Annotated in this window: 20 protein-coding genes and 1 other annotated feature; all 20 genes read left to right on the plus strand. The window is 42.0% G+C overall.

Annotated elements, in window-relative coordinates; translation table 11 throughout:
* The first annotated feature begins 50 nt into the window (after positions 1–50).
* The 20 genes from sigH to rplW all read left to right on the plus strand — a co-directional run bounded on the left by sigH (position 51) and on the right by rplW (position 20501).
* Positions 51–707 (plus strand): RNA polymerase sporulation sigma factor SigH, encoded by a 657-nt coding sequence (gene sigH / locus J7I93_RS17095; RefSeq protein WP_026583290.1) that lies wholly within the window; start codon positions 51–53, stop codon positions 705–707.
* A 97-nt stretch (positions 708–804) separates the two neighbouring features.
* On the plus strand, positions 805–948 hold the full coding sequence (rpmG, locus tag J7I93_RS17100; protein WP_214727132.1) for a 50S ribosomal protein L33: 144 nt from the start codon (positions 805–807) through the stop codon (positions 946–948).
* 139 nt (positions 949–1087) lie between these two features.
* Positions 1088–1270 carry a preprotein translocase subunit SecE gene (gene secE, locus J7I93_RS17105; RefSeq protein WP_110067536.1) on the plus strand — a complete coding sequence of 61 codons (183 nt, stop codon included), beginning with the start codon at positions 1088–1090 and terminating at the stop codon, positions 1268–1270.
* Positions 1271–1413: 143 nt separating this feature from the next.
* The gene (gene nusG, locus J7I93_RS17110; protein ID WP_110067537.1) at positions 1414–1947 is read left to right on the plus strand and encodes a transcription termination/antitermination protein NusG; all 534 of its coding nucleotides are present in this window, start codon (positions 1414–1416) and stop codon (positions 1945–1947) included.
* Positions 1948–2187: 240 nt separating this feature from the next.
* Complete coding sequence (gene rplK / locus J7I93_RS17115) at positions 2188–2613, plus strand: 50S ribosomal protein L11 (RefSeq protein WP_009336545.1); 426 nt, start codon at positions 2188–2190, stop codon at positions 2611–2613.
* A 168-nt stretch (positions 2614–2781) separates the two neighbouring features.
* On the plus strand, positions 2782–3480 hold the full coding sequence (gene rplA / locus J7I93_RS17120; RefSeq protein WP_214727133.1) for a 50S ribosomal protein L1: 699 nt from the start codon (positions 2782–2784) through the stop codon (positions 3478–3480).
* 53 nt (positions 3481–3533) lie between these two features.
* Positions 3534–3676, plus strand: a sequence feature (ribosomal protein L10 leader region).
* A gap of 33 nt (positions 3677–3709) precedes the next feature.
* Positions 3710–4210: a 50S ribosomal protein L10 gene (gene rplJ, locus J7I93_RS17125; protein ID WP_110067539.1), complete on the plus strand. Its 501-nt coding sequence runs from the start codon at positions 3710–3712 to the stop codon at positions 4208–4210.
* Between the two features lie 57 nt (positions 4211–4267).
* On the plus strand, positions 4268–4633 hold the full coding sequence (gene rplL / locus J7I93_RS17130; RefSeq protein WP_214727134.1) for a 50S ribosomal protein L7/L12: 366 nt from the start codon (positions 4268–4270) through the stop codon (positions 4631–4633).
* 222 nt (positions 4634–4855) lie between these two features.
* Entirely contained in the window at positions 4856–5458 is a 603-nt protein-coding gene (locus J7I93_RS17135) for a class I SAM-dependent methyltransferase (protein WP_214727135.1), read from the plus strand.
* Positions 5459–5728: 270 nt separating this feature from the next.
* Positions 5729–9283, plus strand: a complete 3555-nt coding sequence (gene rpoB, locus J7I93_RS17140) for a DNA-directed RNA polymerase subunit beta (RefSeq protein ID WP_214727136.1) — start codon at positions 5729–5731, stop codon at positions 9281–9283.
* A gap of 149 nt (positions 9284–9432) precedes the next feature.
* A complete protein-coding gene (gene rpoC, locus J7I93_RS17145) occupies positions 9433–13032 on the plus strand; it encodes a DNA-directed RNA polymerase subunit beta' (protein ID WP_214727137.1) in 3600 nt (1199 codons plus the stop codon).
* 155 nt (positions 13033–13187) lie between these two features.
* Positions 13188–13436 (plus strand): 50S ribosomal protein L7ae-like protein, encoded by a 249-nt coding sequence (locus J7I93_RS17150; protein WP_214727139.1) that lies wholly within the window; start codon positions 13188–13190, stop codon positions 13434–13436.
* 102 nt (positions 13437–13538) lie between these two features.
* Complete coding sequence (gene rpsL, locus J7I93_RS17155; RefSeq protein ID WP_009336562.1) at positions 13539–13961, plus strand: 30S ribosomal protein S12; 423 nt, start codon at positions 13539–13541, stop codon at positions 13959–13961.
* Positions 13962–14003: 42 nt separating this feature from the next.
* Entirely contained in the window at positions 14004–14474 is a 471-nt protein-coding gene (gene rpsG, locus J7I93_RS17160) for a 30S ribosomal protein S7 (protein ID WP_113885244.1), read from the plus strand.
* A 51-nt stretch (positions 14475–14525) separates the two neighbouring features.
* On the plus strand, positions 14526–16604 hold the full coding sequence (gene fusA / locus J7I93_RS17165) for an elongation factor G (protein WP_214727141.1): 2079 nt from the start codon (positions 14526–14528) through the stop codon (positions 16602–16604).
* 121 nt (positions 16605–16725) lie between these two features.
* On the plus strand, positions 16726–17913 hold the full coding sequence (gene tuf, locus J7I93_RS17170; RefSeq protein WP_214727143.1) for an elongation factor Tu: 1188 nt from the start codon (positions 16726–16728) through the stop codon (positions 17911–17913).
* Positions 17914–18590: 677 nt separating this feature from the next.
* Positions 18591–18899 carry a 30S ribosomal protein S10 gene (gene rpsJ, locus J7I93_RS17175; RefSeq protein ID WP_009336571.1) on the plus strand — a complete coding sequence of 103 codons (309 nt, stop codon included), beginning with the start codon at positions 18591–18593 and terminating at the stop codon, positions 18897–18899.
* 39 nt (positions 18900–18938) lie between these two features.
* Entirely contained in the window at positions 18939–19565 is a 627-nt protein-coding gene (rplC, locus tag J7I93_RS17180; RefSeq protein ID WP_214727145.1) for a 50S ribosomal protein L3, read from the plus strand.
* Positions 19566–19593: 28 nt separating this feature from the next.
* Positions 19594–20217 carry a 50S ribosomal protein L4 gene (rplD, locus tag J7I93_RS17185; protein WP_214727147.1) on the plus strand — a complete coding sequence of 208 codons (624 nt, stop codon included), beginning with the start codon at positions 19594–19596 and terminating at the stop codon, positions 20215–20217.
* Positions 20217–20501, plus strand: coding sequence for a 50S ribosomal protein L23 (gene rplW / locus J7I93_RS17190; RefSeq protein ID WP_034262861.1), 285 nt, complete (start codon positions 20217–20219; stop codon positions 20499–20501). Before rplD ends, rplW begins: the two co-directional genes overlap by 1 nt.
* The last annotated feature ends 5 nt before the right edge of the window (positions 20502–20506 follow it).

Below are 20506 nucleotides of genomic sequence, written 5' to 3' on the forward strand. Positions count from 1 at the left end.
CCCTGCTGTATAATATTTCTAACCATGCTTGTACGGTCGGGGGGATCCTAGTGAGTGCTGACTTCAAGACAATCGACGAAAATCTAATAGACTTTATTCAGCTTGAGGACGAAGAGTTAGTTGATCTGGTGCATAAAGGAGAAAGTGAAGCACTGGATTATCTGATTCATAAGTATCGCAATTTCGTGCGGGCAAAAGCAAGATCCTATTTTTTAATTGGCGCAGACAAAGAAGACATTGTGCAAGAGGGAATGATTGGTTTATATAAAGCAATCCGTGACTTCAAAGAGGACAAGTTATCCTCCTTTAAAGCATTTGCCGAATTATGCATTACCAGGCAGATTATCACGGCCATCAAAACGGCGACGCGCCAAAAGCATATTCCGCTGAATTCGTATGTTTCTTTGGACAAGCCTATTTATGATGAGGAATCTGACCGAACCTTAATGGATGTAATTTCAGGTGCAAAGGTCATGGATCCTGAAGAGCTTATTATCAATCAGGAAGAGTTTGACCATATCGAAATAAAAATGTCCGAGCTTCTGAGCGATCTGGAAAGAAAAGTGCTTGCCTTATATTTGGACGGGCAGTCTTATCAGGAAATCTCTGAGGAACTCAACCGCCATGTTAAATCCATTGACAATGCCTTGCAGCGTGTTAAAAGAAAGCTGGAAAGATATTTAGAAGTGCGCGAATTTTCATTATAGACATATTTTCCAAACCCGCACTCTTTTTGCAGTTATTGACATGTTTTAGGGAGCGTGTTAAAGTTTTAAGGGCGTAAAGAGACTAGTAGGTGGGAAAATGACTAAAAAAGTAATTTTGGCCTGTTCTGTTTGCGGTTCGAGAAATTATTCCACGGCAGGCAAGAATGATTCTGAAAGGCTGGAACTGAAGAAGTTTTGCAGTACATGCAGTACTCATACGATCCATAGAGAAACAAAGTAGTTTAGATATAGATTAGAAGAAGTACTCTTTTAATAGCCAGAAAGCTTAATGGTGTCTTGCGGACTAGGTGAAGTATGTTATGATGCCGTTTACGTTTTTCTGTTAAAGGATATATCTCTTGAAAGTTGGGGGTTACGAAATGCAGCGCATCGTGAATTTTTTCCGTGAAGTTGGACGAGAAATGAGAAAGGTCAGCTGGCCTAAACGCAAAGAATTAACAAACTATACTGTGACGGTTCTTGCTACAGTTACATTCTTTGCTTTGTTTTTTGCAGTGCTAGACCTGGGTATTTCTGAATTGATTCGTTTTATTCTTGAATAACCCCTGAGTTTCCATGGTATAATGGAGAATAACACAGGAAACATTTGCAAAGCCCGGAAACGGGTTTTTTCATTTGGTCAAAAAATTGTGATGGTAAATAATTTGTTTAATACAGGGAGGGAAGGACGATCAAGTCCTCTTGAATGGAAAAGAATTGGTATGTTGTTCATACGTACTCCGGCTATGAAAATAAAGTAAAAGCCAACTTGGAGAAACGTGTTGAATCTATGGGTATGCAAGACAAAATCTTTCGCGTAGTGGTTCCGGAAGAAGAAGAAACAGAATTGAAAAACGGCAAAAAGAAAGTAGTCAAGCGAAAGGTTTTCCCTGGTTATGTACTAGTGGAAATCGTTATGACAGATGATTCCTGGTATGTTGTGAGGAATACCCCGGGCGTAACCGGATTCGTTGGTTCTGCGGGTTCAGGTTCAAAGCCTACTCCGCTATTGCCGGAAGAAGTGACAAACATCCTTAAGCATATGGGTGTTGAAGAAAAACGATTCGATATCAACTTTGAAATCGGTGAAACGGTTCAAGTCAAAGAAGGGCCGTTTGCAAACTTTACAGGTACCATTGAAGATATTGATAAAGATAAGGCGAAGATCAAAGTGCTTGTCAACATGTTTGGCCGTGATACTCCGGTAGAACTTGATTTTTCACAGATTGAAAAGCTGTAATAAACCGCCAAAAAGCTGGATGCGTTGGCCGGATAATGCCTGCTCTGTGAAAGTACTTTTATATATCTTTGTAAAAAAACTTGAAATCGTCTTTGAAAAGTGATAATATTTCATAGGTCAGTATGTCTCGACAATGAGGCTGGACATTTGTCAAGTTCTTTATCTTAATATAAAGACTATAAGTTGAGTGGGAGGGAATTTCCCTATTACCACATCACGGACTTTAAGGAGGTGTGTCTCGTGGCTAAAAAAGTAATCAAACTTGTTAAGTTACAAATCCCTGCAGGTAAAGCTAACCCTGCACCACCAGTAGGACCTGCACTAGGTCAAGCGGGTGTTAACATCATGGGATTCTGTAAGGAATTTAACGCTCGTACAGCTGAACAAGCTGGCTTAATTATTCCTGTTGAAATCACGGTTTTTGAAGACCGTTCATTTACATTTATTACGAAAACTCCTCCTGCTGCAGTTCTTCTTAAGAAGGCGGCTGGAATCGAGTCTGGTTCTGGTGAACCAAACCGTAATAAAGTAGCAACAGTCAAGCGTGACAAGGTACGCGAGATTGCTGAAACAAAGATGCCTGACCTAAACGCTGCAAGTGTTGAAGCTGCAATGCGTATGGTTGAAGGTACTGCACGCAGCATGGGTATCGTTATCGAAGACTAATCCATGCTTGTAATGTGTGCACTTTGAATGTTGGACAACTGTCCAGCTTCAGAAATTTTAACGCATTTCTGTTTATGATTGAGGTTGCGACGCTGAATTTGGTTTCACTCGCAACCTTTATTCGTGGGAGGTTATTCCGCTAAAACCACATTCAAGGAGGAAATAAAAATGGCTAAAAAAGGTAAGAAGTACGTAGAAGCTGCAAAGCTTATCGATTCTTCAAAAGCTTACCCAATCGACGAAGCGATTGATCTTGCGAAGAAAACTAATTTTGCTAAATTTGATGCAACTGTTGAAGTAGCATTCCGTTTAGGAGTTGACCCTAAGAAAGCTGACCAGCAAATCCGTGGAGCAGTTGTGCTTCCAAACGGAACTGGTAAAACTCAGCGCGTTCTTGTATTCGCTAAGGGTGAAAAGGCGAAAGAAGCAGAAGCTGCTGGAGCAGATTTCGTAGGCGATTCTGAATACATCAACAAAATCAACCAAGGCTGGTTCGATTTTGATGTGATCGTTGCTACACCTGACATGATGGGTGAAGTTGGTAAACTTGGACGCGTATTGGGGCCTAAAGGTTTAATGCCTAACCCTAAAACAGGTACAGTTACTTTTGACGTAGAAAAAGCAGTTAACGAAATCAAAGCAGGTAAAGTAGAATACCGCGTTGACAAAGCTGGAAACATCCACGTGCCAATCGGTAAAGTATCATTCGAAAACGAAAAGCTTGTTGAAAACTTCAACACTATTTTCGATACAATGATGAAAGTTAAGCCTGCAGCTGCTAAGGGAACTTACATGAAGAACGTTTCTGTTACTTCTACTATGGGACCTGGCGTAAAAGTAGATCCTTCATCTGTTGCAGTAAAATAAAAAAAACAATTGACAACATAAAATGCATGTAGTAATATGGATTTTGTTGTGAAAATATAATAACATTTGTGCCGTAGACAGCAGGTGCTGTAAAGCTTAATTTCCTGCCGAGGTATTACGATAGAAATGCTTGTTTAACTTGCTATTGTATACTTCCTCCATGTCTGCTAAGGTGTGGAGGTTTTTTATTGGACGGTATGAATGTAGAAATTCTACAGGAGGTGTAAGGATGAGCAGCGTTATCGAACAAAAGAAACAAATTGTAGAAGAAATTGCTGATAAATTTAAATCAAGTTTATCAACAGTTGTTGTCGACTACCGTGGTCTTACTGTTGCTGAAGTTACTGAACTTCGTAAACAACTTCGTGAAGCTGGCGTAGAATTCAAAGTATACAAGAATTCAATGACTCGCCGTGCTGCTGAAGCTGCTGAACTTTCCGGTTTAAACGATTCTTTAACTGGTCCTAACGCAATTGCGTTCAGCACAGAAGATGTAGTTGCTCCAGCGAAAATCTTAAATGATTTCGCGAAAAAGCATGAAGCACTTGAAATTAAAGCAGGTGTAATTGAAGGGAATATCGCTTCAGTAGAAGATATTAAAGCTCTTGCTGAACTACCATCACGCGAAGGCTTACTATCTATGCTACTCAGCGTACTTCAAGCACCTATCCGCAATCTTGCTCTTGCTGCAAAAGCTGTTGCAGACCAAAAAGAAGAACAAGGCGCGTAAGTTAACTTTAGCGTTAAACTAATAGACTCAAACCAAATATAAGGAGGAAACATTATCATGACTAAAGAACAAATCATTGAAGCAGTTAAATCTATGACTGTTTTAGAACTAAACGACTTAGTAAAAGCAATCGAAGAAGAATTTGGTGTAACTGCTGCTGCTCCTGTAGCAATGGCTGGTGGAGCTGCTGCTGGCGGTGCTGCTGAAGAACAAACTGAATTTGACGTAATTCTTAATTCTGCAGGCGACCAAAAAATCAAGGTTATCAAAGTTGTTCGTGAAATCACAGGTCTTGGACTTAAAGAAGCGAAAGAACTTGTTGATAACACTCCTAAAGCTCTTAAAGAAGGCGTTTCTAAAGAAGATGCTGAAGAAGTTAAAGCTAAGCTTGAAGAAGTTGGAGCTGGCGTTGAAGTTAAGTAATATAATTGATGAAAAGCCCGCTGCTTAGGCGGGCTTTTTATTTTGCAATCAAGTGAAAAGTATATACTTTTATATTTTGAGACCGTCTGATTTCTATCTCTATTAATATAAGGTCTTAAGATTTTTGCTTTTTAAAAAGCAATCCTTTATAATTCGTTCGAAAACACTTTATTGTTGTTCTCCGAAATTCTTCAATTGATATTCTCCTATGGAGGTGATTTCATGTCCGAACACTATTATTCCCAAACACAAAAAGTCGAAAGCAGTCCCAAAACCTGGAGTTATACCCTGAAGGATCAATCATTCCGCTTTAAAACAGATAATGGCGTTTTTTCAAAGAATGAAGTGGATTTTGGTTCAAGACTATTAGTTGAAACCTTTGAACACCCGGAGGTCGAGGGGAACATTCTTGATGTTGGCTGCGGGTACGGGCCTATCGGGCTGACAGCAGCGAAACTTATGCCGGAACGGACTGTACATATGGTCGATGTAAATGAGAGGGCGCTTGGATTGGCAAAAGAGAATGCTGAGTTAAATGGCATCAAAAATGTGTTAATCTATGAAAGCGACCGCCTTGAAAATGCAAAAGGAAATAAGTTCGCTGCAATCCTGACAAACCCGCCGATCAGAGCAGGTAAAAAAGTTGTTCATGATATTTTTGAGCAAAGCTTTGAAGCGCTGCTATCCGAAGGGGATCTATGGGTGGTCATCCAGAAAAAGCAGGGAGCACCTTCTGCTATCGATAAACTGACAGAGCTGTTTGGCGAGGTTGAGACTGTGGAAAAGAAAAAAGGCTATTTTATTTTAAAAGCAAAAAAAGATTGACTTGACTTTTTCGCTATGATAGTATTGTAAAATGCCAACATATTATATTTCTATTTATAACTAAATTTAACTAATAGTTGTATAAATTTGGTTTTAATGGGAAAGCTAACAAAATAATAGTCGTATTGTGAAAATGTGGTTTTTGAAGTGAAAACCCTTTTTCTTTTTGTCTTATAAGAATGGATGTTTGGCTTACGTTCCCGCTTTTCTTATAGGATGATAATAAATTGCTATTAGCAACAATAACGCTTGATTTGAGGGGTGAATCAGTTGACAGGTCAACTAGTTCAGTATGGACGACACCGCCAACGTAGAAGTTACGCACGAATCAGTGAAGTTTTAGAATTACCAAATCTAATCGAAATCCAAACCTCTTCTTATCAATGGTTTCTTGATGAGGGTTTACGAGAAATGTTCCATGATATTTCTCCGATTGAAGACTTTACTGGTAATTTGTCGCTTGAATTTATTGATTACAGCCTTGGCGAACCAAAATATTCCGTTGAGGAATCGAAAGAACGAGATGTTACATATTCTGCACCTTTACGTGTGAAAGTGCGTCTTGTAAACAAAGAAACAGGCGAAGTTAAAGACCAGGATGTCTTTATGGGTGACTTCCCGCTTATGACAGAGACAGGTACGTTCGTTATTAATGGAGCGGAACGTGTCATTGTATCCCAGCTTGTACGTTCACCGAGCGTATATTTCAGTGGAAAGCTTGATAAAAACGGGAAAAAAGGATATACCGCAACCGTAATCCCGAACCGCGGCGCCTGGCTTGAGTATGAAACTGATGCCAAAGACGTCGTATACGTCAGAATAGATCGTACTCGGAAACTGCCCGTTACGGTTCTTTTGCGTGCACTTGGGTTCGGCTCTGATCAAGAGATCATCGATTTGATTGGAGACAACGAGTACATTCGCAACACTCTCGAAAAAGATAATACCGAAAGCACGGATAAGGCATTGCTTGAAATTTATGAACGCCTTCGTCCTGGTGAGCCGCCGACAGTCGATAATGCGAAGAGCTTGCTTGTTTCAAGATTTTTCGATCCAAAACGCTATGATTTAGCTAATGTCGGCCGTTACAAAATTAATAAAAAGCTTCATATTAAAAACCGTTTATTTGGCCAGAAACTAGCTGAAACACTTGTGGATCCAGAAACAGGCGAAATTATTGCGGAAAAAGGCGTTACTCTTGATCGCCGTACATTGGACCGCATTCTTCCGAATTTGGAGAAAGATATCGGTTTTAAAACAGTTAGCCTTTTAGGCGGAGTAGTAGATGATGATGTATTGCTGCAATCCATCAAGATTTACGCGCCAAACGAAGACGGAGAAAAGGTCATTAATGTGATTGGAAATGCCTATGTTGAAGAAGCAGTGAAAAACATTTCTCCTTCAGACATTATTGCTTCAATCAGTTATTTCTTTAATCTTCTTCACTCTGTGGGAGATACTGATGATATTGACCATCTTGGAAACAGACGCCTTCGTTCCGTTGGCGAACTATTGCAAAACCAGTTCCGTATTGGTTTATCCCGTATGGAGCGTGTTGTCCGCGAGAGAATGTCTATTCAAGATACAAATACAATTACACCTCAGCAGCTGATTAACATTCGTCCGGTAATTGCTTCAATTAAAGAGTTCTTCGGAAGCTCTCAGTTGTCCCAGTTCATGGACCAAACAAATCCGCTTGCTGAATTAACACATAAACGCCGTCTTTCAGCGTTAGGGCCTGGCGGATTGACTCGTGAACGTGCCGGTTTTGAAGTGCGTGACGTTCACTACTCTCACTATGGCCGTATGTGTCCGATTGAAACGCCTGAGGGACCTAACATTGGATTGATCAACTCCTTATCTTCATTCGCGAAGGTGAACCGTTTTGGATTCATTGAAACACCTTATCGCCGCATCGATCCTGAGACAGGAAAAGTTACTTCCCGCATCGACTATCTAACAGCTGATGAAGAGGATAACTATGTAGTTGCTCAGGCGAATGCACTTCTGGGTGATGATGGTTCATTCCTTGATGAAGAAGTAGTTGCCCGTTTCAAGGGTGAAAACACTGTTGTAAAACGCGATCGTGTTGATTACATGGATGTATCGCCTAAGCAAGTAGTTTCTGCAGCGACAGCTTGTATTCCTTTCTTGGAAAACGATGACTCCAACCGTGCCTTAATGGGAGCGAACATGCAGCGTCAGGCTGTGCCTTTGATGCAGCCGGAAGCACCTAGAGTTGGGACTGGTATGGAATACGTATCAGGTAAAGACTCTGGTGCTGCAGTCATCTGTAAACATGAAGGAATTGTTGAGCATGTTGAAGCACGAGAAGTTTGGGTGCGCCGCATTCAAAATGTAGACGGACAGGAAGTAAAAGGCGATCTTGATAAATACAGAATGCTTAAATTTATCCGTTCCAACCAGGGAACATGCTACAACCAGCGTCCAATTGTTGCAGTAGGAAACCGTGTAACTAAGGGAGAAATCCTTGCTGACGGACCTTCAATGGAACTTGGGGAATTAGCCCTTGGACGAAACGTTCTTGTAGCATTTATGACATGGGATGGATATAACTACGAGGATGCGATCATTATGAGTGAGCGTCTCGTAAAAGATGATGTTTATACATCTATCCATATTGAAGAATATGAATCTGAGTCCCGCGATACAAAACTAGGGCCTGAAGAAATTACCCGCGATATCCCTAACGTTGGGGAAGATGCCCTTCGCAACCTTGATGAGCGCGGAATTATCCGTACGGGTGCGGAAGTTAAAGACGGTGATCTGCTAGTTGGTAAAGTTACTCCTAAAGGGGTAACCGAACTAACGGCTGAAGAAAGGCTATTACATGCAATCTTTGGTGAAAAAGCACGTGAAGTCCGCGATACATCCCTCCGTGTGCCACATGGCGGCGGCGGTATTGTACTTGATGTTAAAGTGTTTAACAGGGAAGATGGAGATGAACTTCCTCCAGGTGTGAACCAGCTGGTACGTGTATACATCGTTCAAAAGCGAAAAATCTCTGAAGGGGACAAGATGGCCGGCCGCCATGGTAACAAGGGTGTTATCTCCCGTATTTTGCCGGAAGAAGATATGCCATATTTACCAGACGGCACTCCAGTTGATATCATGTTAAACCCATTAGGGGTTCCATCACGTATGAACATCGGACAGGTGCTTGAGCTTCACCTTGGTATGGCTGCCAGAGCTCTTGGCATTCATGTAGCTTCCCCTGTATTTGATGGTGCCCGTGAGGAAGACGTTTGGTCAACGATTCAAGAAGCAGGCATGGCCCGTGATGCAAAGACTGTCCTTTATGATGGACGCTCCGGCGAGCCGTTTGATAATCGCGTATCAGTAGGCGTCATGTACATGATCAAACTGGCACACATGGTTGATGACAAGCTGCATGCCCGTTCAACTGGACCTTACTCACTCGTTACGCAGCAGCCTCTGGGCGGTAAAGCTCAGTTCGGCGGACAGCGTTTCGGTGAGATGGAGGTATGGGCACTTGAAGCATATGGTGCAGCATATACTCTTCAGGAAATTTTAACGGTCAAATCCGATGATGTGGTAGGACGTGTTAAGACTTACGAGTCAATCGTTAAAGGCGAGAATGTTCCTGAGCCAGGTGTACCTGAGTCATTCAAGGTACTAATCAAGGAACTTCAAAGCTTGGGTATGGACGTTAAGATCCTTTCAGGCGATGAAGAAGAAATTGAAATGCGCGACATGGAGGATGATGAAGAGGTTCAGCAGGCTGAATCACTTACAATTGCCCCGGAAACGCAGAATGTAGAGCAAGTAGTTACCAAAGAATAACTTTCATATAAAAATGGAATCCAAAGTTCCTAAATTTCTTTGCGCTTCGCCTTATCCAGGCGAAGCCGAAGATGAATATGTACCGGCATTCATGCTGCTGTATTGAGCAATAAGGGTAAAACCCGGAGATTAAAAGGGAGGTAGGCCCCTTGCTAGATGTAAACAATTTCGAGTATATGAAGATAGGTCTTGCTTCACCGGATAAGATTCGTTCTTGGTCACACGGTGAGGTCAAAAAACCTGAAACGATTAACTATCGTACATTAAAGCCTGAAAAAGACGGTTTGTTCTGCGAACGCATTTTCGGACCAACAAAGGACTGGGAATGCCACTGTGGAAAATACAAACGCGTCAGATACAAAGGTGTTGTTTGTGATCGATGCGGTGTTGAAGTAACCCGCGCAAAAGTGCGCCGCGAAAGAATGGGCCACATTGAACTTGCTGCTCCTGTATCCCACATTTGGTACTTTAAAGGTATTCCAAGCCGCATGGGTCTTGTTCTTGATATGTCCCCTCGTGCGCTTGAGGAAGTTATCTATTTTGCTTCTTATGTTGTAACTGATCCGGGCGATACGGCTCTTGAAAAGAAGCAGCTGCTTTCTGAAAAAGAATACCGTGCATATCGCGAAAAATACGGAAACAAGTTCCAGGCATCAATGGGTGCTGAATCCATTAAGAAGCTTCTTTCTGATATCGACCTCAACAAGGAAGTAGACACCCTGAAAGAGGAATTGAAAACTGCACAAGGCCAGCGCCGTACTCGTGCTATTAAGCGCCTTGAAGTTCTAGAAGCTTTCCGTGGTTCTGGAAATGAACCTTCCTGGATGATTCTAGACGTTCTGCCGGTTATCCCTCCAGAACTTCGTCCGATGGTACAGCTTGATGGCGGACGTTTTGCAACTTCCGACTTAAATGATTTGTATCGCCGTGTAATAAACAGAAATAATCGCCTAAAGCGGTTATTGGACCTTGGTGCTCCAAGCATTATCGTTCAGAATGAAAAACGCATGCTGCAGGAAGCTGTTGATGCGCTTATTGATAATGGACGACGCGGCAGACCGGTAACAGGACCAGGAAACCGTCCGTTGAAGTCCTTGTCACACATGCTAAAAGGTAAGCAAGGACGATTCCGCCAAAACTTGCTTGGTAAGCGTGTTGACTACTCAGGCCGTTCTGTTATCGTAGTCGGACCAAACTTAAAAATGTATCAGTGCGGGCTTCCGAAAGAAATGGCATTGGAATTATTCAAGCCATTTGTTATGAAAGAATTGGTAGAAAAGGGCTTAGCCCATAACATTAAATCTGCCAAACGCAAAATTGAAAGAGTACAGCCGGAAGTATGGGACGTTCTTGAAAGTGTTATTAAAGAACACCCTGTCTTGCTTAACCGTGCACCGACTCTTCATAGACTTGGTATTCAGGCGTTCGAACCTACATTGGTAGAAGGGCGCGCCATCCGTCTTCACCCTCTTGTATGTACTGCTTATAACGCAGACTTTGATGGTGACCAAATGGCGGTTCACGTACCTTTATCAGCAGAAGCTCAGGCTGAAGCGCGTTTATTAATGCTTGCGGCACAGAACATCCTGAACCCGAAAGATGGAAAACCAGTTGTTACTCCTTCACAGGATATGGTATTAGGTAACTATTACCTTACACTTGAAAGAGCAGGCGCTGTTGGCGAAGGCATGATTTTCAATGATACTAGTGAAGCATTGCTGGCCTACCAAAATGGCTATGTTCATTTGCATACTAGAGTAGCTGTATATGCCGGATCCTTAAATAACCAGACATTTACTGAAGAACAAAATAAAAAGCTCTTGTTAACAACAGTAGGCAAGCTTATTTTCAACGAGATTTTGCCAGAGACATTCCCGTATATCAATGAGCCTACAAAAGAAAATCTTGAAATTGAAACTCCTGAAAAGTACTTTGTAGAGCCTGCCACAGATGTGGCTTCTGTCATCAAGGAAATGCCTCTTGTTGATCCGTTTAAGAAAAAGATTCTTGGTAATATCATTGCGGAAGTATTTAAACGTTTTAAAATTACAGAAACATCCAAAATGCTTGACCGCATGAAAAACCTTGGTTTCAGACACTCCACAAAAGCCGGTATCACTGTCGGTGTAGCAGATATCGTGGTATTAGGTGAGAAGCAGGAGATTATCCAGGAAGCACAGGGCAAGGTTGATAATGTAATGAAACAGTTTAGACGCGGTCTTATTACAGAAGATGAGCGTTATGATCGTGTTATTTCAATCTGGAGTGCGGCGAAGGATAATATCCAGTCCAAGCTGATGAAGTCATTGGATAAATCCAACCCAATCTTTATGATGAGTGACTCGGGTGCCCGTGGTAACGCATCTAACTTCACTCAGTTAGCTGGTATGCGCGGACTGATGGCCAACCCGGCTGGACGTATCATCGAATTACCGATTAAATCAAGTTTCCGTGAAGGCTTAACGGTTCTCGAGTACTTTATTTCTACTCACGGTGCCCGTAAAGGACTTGCGGATACGGCTCTTAAAACTGCTGACTCAGGTTATCTGACTCGCCGTCTTGTAGATGTTGCGCAGGATGTTATTGTACGTGATGACGATTGCGGAACAGATCGCGGTCTATTGATTGCTTCTCTTAAAGATGGTACGGAAGTAATCGAAGCCCTGGAAGAGCGTTTAATCGGCCGTTATGCAAGAAGAAACATCAAACATCCTGAAACTAAGGAAGTTATTGTTGCAGAAAACGGCTTAATCACTGAGGACATTGCCAATGAGATTGTTACAGCTGGCATTGAGAAGGTATGGATCCGTTCTGCATTTACTTGTAACACTCGTCATGGTGTATGTAAAAAGTGCTACGGCCGCAACCTTGCTACTGGACAAGAGGTTGAAGTTGGTGAGGCTGTAGGTATCATTGCTGCTCAATCCATCGGAGAACCTGGTACACAGTTAACAATGCGTACCTTCCATACCGGCGGTGTGGCAGGAGATGACATCACTCAAGGTTTACCTCGTATCCAGGAAATCTTTGAAGCCCGTAACCCTAAGGGTCAAGCGGTTATTTCCGAAATTGATGGTGTTGTGGTCGGCATTAATGAAGGCCGTGACCGACAGCATGAAATTGTGGTACAAGGTGAAGTGGAGTCTAAAACATATACTGCACCATATACAGGACGCCTAAAAGTTTCTGTTAACGATGAGGTAGTACGTGGTCAGGAATTGACAGAAGGTTCTATTGACCCTAAAGAGTTAATAAAAGTTAGAGATGTTACAGCTGTTCAAGAATACTTGCTGCGTGAGGTTCAAAAAGTATACCGCATGCAGGGGGTTGAAATTGGCGATAAGCATATCGAAGTTATGGTACGCCAAATGCTTCGCAAAGTGCGCGTAATTGATGCGGCAGAAACAGATGTACTGCCTGGTACACTGCTTGATGTCCATCAGTTCACAGATGCCAATGAAAAAGCCCTTCTGGCTGGGAAAATGCCTGCAACAGGGCGTCCGGTGCTTCTTGGTATCACAAAAGCATCTCTTGAAACAGACTCCTTCTTATCTGCAGCATCCTTCCAGGAGACGACAAGAGTTCTTACCGATGCAGCAATCAAAGGCAAGCGTGATGAGCTCCTTGGCCTTAAAGAGAATGTAATTATTGGTAAACTTGTCCCTGCAGGAACAGGTATGCAGCGTTACAGAAGAGCAGAGCCTTATACAAATGAAGAGGCAACAGAAGATACAGTAACAGTTGAGTAAATTATTCATTGCGGTGTTTGCTGATTTGCAGCAGGCACCGCATTTTAAAGTGAATAAATGAAATAAAAATCATTTTGCTTGTTGACATCAAAAAATGAAGATGTTACTATAGCAAAGGTGCTCCTATTCACCGGATACTTTGGAGGATACATCAAATGTCTTATGATAAAGTATTGCAGGCAAAAAGTTTTATTGTAGGAACAAAGCAAACAGTTAAAGCTCTCAAAACTGGAACAATCAAAGAAGTGCTAGTTGCCAGAGATGCTGATGCGAGAGTGACAGCAAAAGTGGTAAGTACAGCGAGTGATATGAATGTTCCGATCTTGTATGTGGATTCAATGCAAAACCTCGGAAAAGCATGCGGGATTGAAGTGGGTGCGGCAGCTGTTGCCATAACTCTTTAAAAACTGTTTTTGTAGATTGAGATCTGCAAGAACTTTGTTTTTGCATCAAAATGAACCACCTGGATGTGTGGGCTTAAACAAATTCGAAGGGAGGAAAAACAAATGCCTACTATTAATCAATTAGTGCGCAAGCCGCGTCAAACGAAATCTGAGAAGTCTAATTCACCAGCGCTTAACAAAGGTTACAACAGCTTCAAGAAAGCACAAACTAATGTAGCTTCACCTCAAAAGCGTGGTGTATGTACTCGTGTTGGTACAATGACTCCAAAGAAACCGAACTCAGCATTGCGTAAGTATGCACGTGTTCGTTTAACAAATGGTATCGAGGTTAATGCTTACATTCCTGGTATCGGGCACAACCTGCAAGAGCACAGTGTAGTGTTAATCCGTGGAGGTCGTGTAAAAGACTTACCGGGTGTACGTTACCACATCGTGCGCGGCGCTTTAGATACTGCTGGTGTTAACAACCGTATGCAAGGCCGTTCTAAATACGGTGCTAAGCGTCCGAAAGCAGCTAAAAAATAATTCTATTAAATAGATTAACATCATTGAAAGGAGGAAACATCCATGCCACGTAAAGGTCCTGTAGCAAAAAGAGACGTATTGCCGGATCCGATTTACAACTCAAAGCTAGTTAGCCGCTTAATCAACAAAATGATGGTTGACGGTAAAAGAGGTAAATCTCAAGCAATTCTTTACTCTGCATTTGATATCATTAGCGAACGTACTGGCAAAGAGCCAATGGAAGTATTCGATCAAGCACTTAAGAACATCATGCCTGTACTTGAAGTAAAAGCACGCCGTGTAGGTGGAGCAAACTACCAAGTACCAGTTGAGGTGCGCCCAGATCGCCGTACAACTCTTGGTCTTCGCTGGTTAGTAAACTATTCTCGTCTTCGCGGTGAGAAAACAATGGAAGAGCGTTTAGCTAACGAAATTCTAGATGCAGCTAACAACACTGGCGCATCTGTTAAGAAGCGTGAAGATACACACAAAATGGCAGAAGCAAACAAAGCGTTTGCTCACTACCGCTGGTAAAATATATAGCTTAATCAAAATAACACTCATACTAGGAAGGAGAAAGACCCAATGGCTAGAGAGTTCTCCTTAGAAAATACTCGTAATATCGGTATCATGGCTCATATCGATGCCGGTAAAACAACAACAACTGAGCGTGTACTTTACTACACTGGCCGTATCCACAAAATCGGTGAAACTCACGAAGGTGCTTCACAGATGGACTGGATGGAGCAGGAGCAGGAACGTGGAATCACGATTACTTCTGCTGCTACAACTGCACAGTGGAAAGGCCACCGCGTTAACATCATTGACACTCCTGGACACGTAGACTTCACTGTTGAGGTTGAACGTTCCCTGCGTGTGCTTGATGGTGCGGTAGCTGTACTTGATGCACAATCAGGAGTTGAGCCTCAAACTGAAACAGTTTGGCGCCAGGCTACTACTTACGGAGTACCACGTGTGGTATTCGTAAACAAAATGGACAAAATCGGTGCTGACTTCTTGTACTCATTGAAGACTCTTCATGACCGTTTACAAGCAAATGCAGCAGCTATCCAATTACCAATCGGTGCTGAAGATCAATTCGAAGGCATCATTGACCTAATTGAAATGAAAGCAACGTTCTACGGCAACGACCTAGGTACTGATATGGAAGACCGTGAAATTCCAGAAGAATACATGGAACAAGCTGAGGAATACCGCGAAAAGCTAATTGAAGCGGTAGCTGAACTTGATGAAGAATTAATGGAGAAATATCTTGGCGGTGAAGAAATCACTAACGAAGAGCTAAAAGCGGCAATTCGTCAAGGTACAGTAAACGTTGAATTCTATCCTGTAATCTGTGGCTCTGCTTTCAAAAACAAAGGTGTACAAAAAATGCTTGATGCAGTAATCGATTATCTTCCATCACCATTAGACGTACCAGCTATTAAAGGTACTCTTCCTGATTCAGAAGAAGAGGTTACTCGTCCTTCAAGCGATGATTCACCATTCTCAGCTCTAGCGTTTAAAGTTATGACCGACCCTTATGTTGGTAAATTAACATTCTTCCGTGTATACTCTGGTACTTTGAACTCAGGTTCATATGTACAAAACTCTACTAAAGGAAAGCGTGAGCGTGTAGGACGTATCCTGCAAATGCATGCTAACTCCCGTGAAGAGATTGCAACAGTATATGCTGGAGATATCGCAGCAGCTGTAGGTCTAAAAGATACTAGTACTGGCGATACTCTATGTGATGAAAAGAGTCTTGTTATTCTTGAGTCTATGGAATTCCCAGAACCAGTTATCTCATTATCTATCGAGCCTAAATCAAAGGCTGATCAAGATAAAATGACTACTGCTCTGCAAAAGCTTCAAGAGGAAGATCCTACATTCCGTGCGCATACTGACCAGGAAACTGGACAAGTTATCATCGCTGGTATGGGTGAACTTCACCTTGATATCCTTGTTGACCGTATGAGACGTGAATTTAAAGTGGAAGCAAACGTAGGTGCACCTCAGGTTGCGTACCGTGAAACTTTCCGTGCTTCAGCGCAAGTTGAAGGTAAATTTGCTCGTCAATCAGGTGGACGCGGACAATTCGGACACGTATGGATCGAGTTTGCTCCAAACGAAGAAGGTAAAGGCTTCGAATTCGAAAACGGTATTGTCGGTGGTGTTGTTCCTCGTGAATACATCCCTGCGGTTCAAGCTGGTCTTGAAGATGCTCTCGAAAGAGGAATACTTGCTGGATTCCCATTAGTAGATATCAAAGCTAGACTATTTGACGGTTCATACCATGATGTTGACTCTTCTGAAATGGCGTTTAAAATTGCTGCTTCAATGGCACTTAAAAATGCTGCGTCAAAATGTAATCCTGTAATTCTTGAGCCGGTTATGAAAGTTGAAGTCGTAATCCCTGAAGAATACATGGGTGATATCATGGGTGATGTTACATCACGCCGTGGACGTGTAGAAGGTATGGAAGCGCGCGGTAATGCTCAAGTAGTTCGTGCAATGGTTCCACTTTCAGAAATGTTTGGCTACGCAACTGCCTTGCGTTCTAACACGCAAGGCCGCGGTACATTCTCAATGCACTTCGACCACTATGAAGAAGTGCCAAAATCAATTTCTGAAGAAATCATTAAAAAAAATAAAGGTGAATAATTGATTTTACCTTTTTAATCAAGTATAACTACTATTGTAGGCATAAAGTGCTGTGGATAGGGCAACCTTTCCACAGCAACAAAATACTTAACTTTTATATTCTAAAGGAGGATTTTTCAAAATGGCAAAAGCTAAATTTGACCGTTCAAAACCCCATGTTAACATCGGTACTATCGGACACGTTGACCATGGTAAAACTACTTTAACTGCAGCTATCACAACTGTTCTTTCTAAGAAGGGCGGCGGAGAAGCACGCGGATACGATCAAATCGACGCGGCTCCAGAAGAGCGCGAGCGTGGAATCACAATCTCAACAGCACACGTTGAGTACGAAACTGATAATCGTCACTATGCACACGTTGACTGCCCAGGTCACGCTGACTATGTTAAAAACATGATCACTGGTGCTGCACAAATGGACGGCGGAATCCTAGTTGTTTCTGCTGCTGACGGCCCAATGCCTCAAACACGTGAGCACATCCTTCTTTCTCGTCAGGTAGGTGTACCTTACCTTGTTGTATTCATGAACAAGTGTGACATGGTTGACGACGAAGAGCTTCTTGAGTTAGTAGAAATGGAAGTACGTGACCTTCTTTCTGAATACGACTTCCCAGGCGATGACATCCCTGTAATCAAAGGTTCTGCACTTAAAGCTCTTGAAGGAGAAGCTGAGTGGGAAGCTAAAATCGAAGAACTAATGGCTGCTGTTGACGAGTACATCCCAACTCCAACTCGTGACACTGACAAACCATTCATGATGCCAGTTGAGGACGTATTCTCAATCACTGGCCGTGGAACAGTTGCTACAGGCCGTGTTGAGCGTGGACAAGTTAAAGTCGGTGACGTAATCGAAATCATCGGTTTAGCTGAAGAACCAAAGTCTACTACTGTAACTGGTGTTGAAATGTTCCGTAAGCTTCTTGATTATGCTGAAGCTGGAGACAACATTGGTGCCCTTCTTCGTGGGGTTGCTCGTGAAGATATCCAACGTGGACAGGTGCTTGCTAAGCCAGGTACAATCACACCACACACAAAGTTCAAAGCAGAAGTTTACGTTTTATCAAAAGAAGAAGGTGGACGTCATACTCCATTCTTCACAAACTACCGTCCTCAGTTCTACTTCCGTACAACTGACGTAACTGGTATTTGTAATCTTCCTGAAGGCGTAGAAATGGTTATGCCTGGAGATAACATTGAAATGACTGTAGAACTAATTGCTCCAATCGCTATTGAAGAAGGTACTAAATTCTCTATCCGTGAGGGTGGACGTACTGTTGGCGCTGGCGTAGTTGCTACAATCCAAGAATAATTATATTAAACAGATGGGTGACGACCCATCTGTTTTTTTTGCATTCTTATATATAATTTCTTTGTCCGAAAGGGAGGATATATTTTCGGTTTCATACTTGATGGAAAATGATTCATAGCTAAGCCGTGAATAGCGTCATACCTGCATAAAATTTTGCAAAGAAAAATCTTAAGTATTTAAACACAAATGAAAAGTTTAATTTTGTCCTGCAGAAACATGAATTTAGTTATTAAGGGAACTAACAGGTGATAATAGTTCCGATCAGAGCCTAAGGTGAACTCATAAGTATTAAAAATGCTATTGAATTTCATTGTCTTTATTTGCTGTTTCTGCTCCCTTTTGATAATTCGCTTTTCCGAGTTTCTTCTATAGTATAGATTCTCCAATTAATTCATTTCATTTTCCTGCAGTGTGTCTAAATGAAATATTTAGACTTCTTCTATTCCTATTGAAAACTTTTGGGTTAGTCGTTATAATAGTAAAAGTGTGCGGAACATAAAGAAATAACATTTACTTGTTGCATTTCATTTTTTGTTTCTGTATAATAGACAATGTTGGTCTTTGACTGCGATGATGTGAAAGGTTGCTGACACACCCGGCCGCTTTGCCATGGCGAGTGTGTGGGAAATTTTCACGGAGAATGTCTATAGTAAAATAGGCGAAAAGGAGGGAAAATAATGGCAAAACAAAAAATTCGTATTCGTTTAAAAGCGTATGATCACAGAATCCTTGATCAATCTGCTGAAAAGATTGTTGAGACTGCAAAACGTTCTGGTGCGGCTGTATCTGGGCCGATCCCATTACCAACTGAGAAGTCAATTTACACAATTCTTCGTGCGGTTCATAAGTATAAAGATTCTCGTGAGCAGTTCGAAATGCGTACGCATAAACGTCTTATCGACATCGTTAACCCAACACCACAAACGGTTGATTCATTAATGCGTTTAGACTTACCGTCTGGTGTAGATATCGAAATTAAACTTTAATAATAAATTTTAACAACAAACATAGGAGGTGTGACTGAAATGACCAAAGGAATCTTAGGAAGAAAGATTGGTATGACTCAAGTATTTGCTGAAAACGGTGATCTTATCCCGGTAACAGTTGTTGAGGCTGCTGCGAACGTTGTTCTTCAAAAGAAATCAGTTGAAACTGATGGATACGAAGCAATCCAAGTCGGATTTGAAGATAAGCGCGACAAGCTATCCAACAAGCCTGAAAAAGGACATGTTGCAAAAGCAAACACTGCTCCTAAGCGCTTCGTACGTGAATTCCGCGGAGCTGATTTAGGACAATATGAAGTTGGTCAAGAAGTCAAAGTTGATGTATTCGCCGAAGGCGAAACTGTTGATGTAACAGGAATCTCAAAGGGTAAAGGTTTCCAGGGTGCCATTAAGCGCCACGGACAGTCTCGCGGACCAATGGCACACGGTTCACGTTACCACCGTCGCCCGGGTTCAATGGGTCCTGTAGCTCCAAACCGTGTATTCAAAGGTAAGTTATTGCCTGGACGTATGGGTGGAGAGCAAATCACTGTACAAAACCTTGAAATCGTTAAAGTTGACGTAGAGCGCAACTTGCTATTGATCAAAGGAAACGTACCTGGTGCTAAAAAAGCATTATTAAAAATCAGAAGTGCGGTAAAAGCATAATAATTAAACCGGAAAGGAGGAAAACAGAATGCCGAAAGTAGCATTGTTTAACCAAAGCGGATCTAAAGTTGGTGATATCGAACTTAATGATGCGATCTTTGGTGTTGAGCCTAACCAGCACGTATTATTTGAAGCGGTTGTTATGCAAAGAGCTTCATTACGTCAAGGGACTCATAAAACTAAAATTCGTTCTGAAGTAGCGGGCGGAGGACGCAAGCCATGGCGCCAGAAAGGCACAGGTCGCGCTCGTCAAGGTTCCATCCGTTCACCACAATGGCGCGGAGGCGGTACTGTATTTGGTCCTGTACCACGCAGTTACAGCTACAAATTACCTAAAAAGGTTCGCCGTTTGGCAATCAAATCTGCGTTATCTTCTAAAGCATTAGAAGAAAACATCCTAGTATTAGAAGGCCTTGCTTTCGAAACTCCTAAAACAAAAGACTTCAAAGGTGTATTAACGGGTCTTTCTGTTGATTCAAAAGCACTAATCGTTACTGCTGACCTAGATGAGAACGTAGCATTATCTGCTCGCAACATCCCTGGAGTAACAGTTGTATCTGCTTCTGGAATCACTGTTTTAGATGTTTTAAACCATGATAAGCTAATCATGACAAAAGCAGCGGTTGAAAAAGTAGAGGAGGTGCTTGCATAATGGATGCACGCGAAATCATTAAGCGCCCCGTTATCACTGAACGTTCTACTGATATTATGGCTGATAAAAAATATACGTTCGAAGTTGACGTTAGAGCTAACAAAACTCAAGTTAAAGACGCTGTAGAGCAAATCTTTGGCGTTAAGGTTGAGAAAGTTAACATCATGAACTACAAAGGCAAGTTCAAGCGTATGGGCAAATTCGGCGGTTACACTAACAAACGCCGCAAAGCGATCGTTAAATTAACAGCTGACAGCCAAGAAATCGAGCTATTTGAAGCTTAATACTA

This window comes from Bacillus sp. ISL-47, from assembly GCF_018613175.1.
Classification (GTDB): domain Bacteria; phylum Bacillota; class Bacilli; order Bacillales; family Cytobacillaceae; genus Cytobacillus.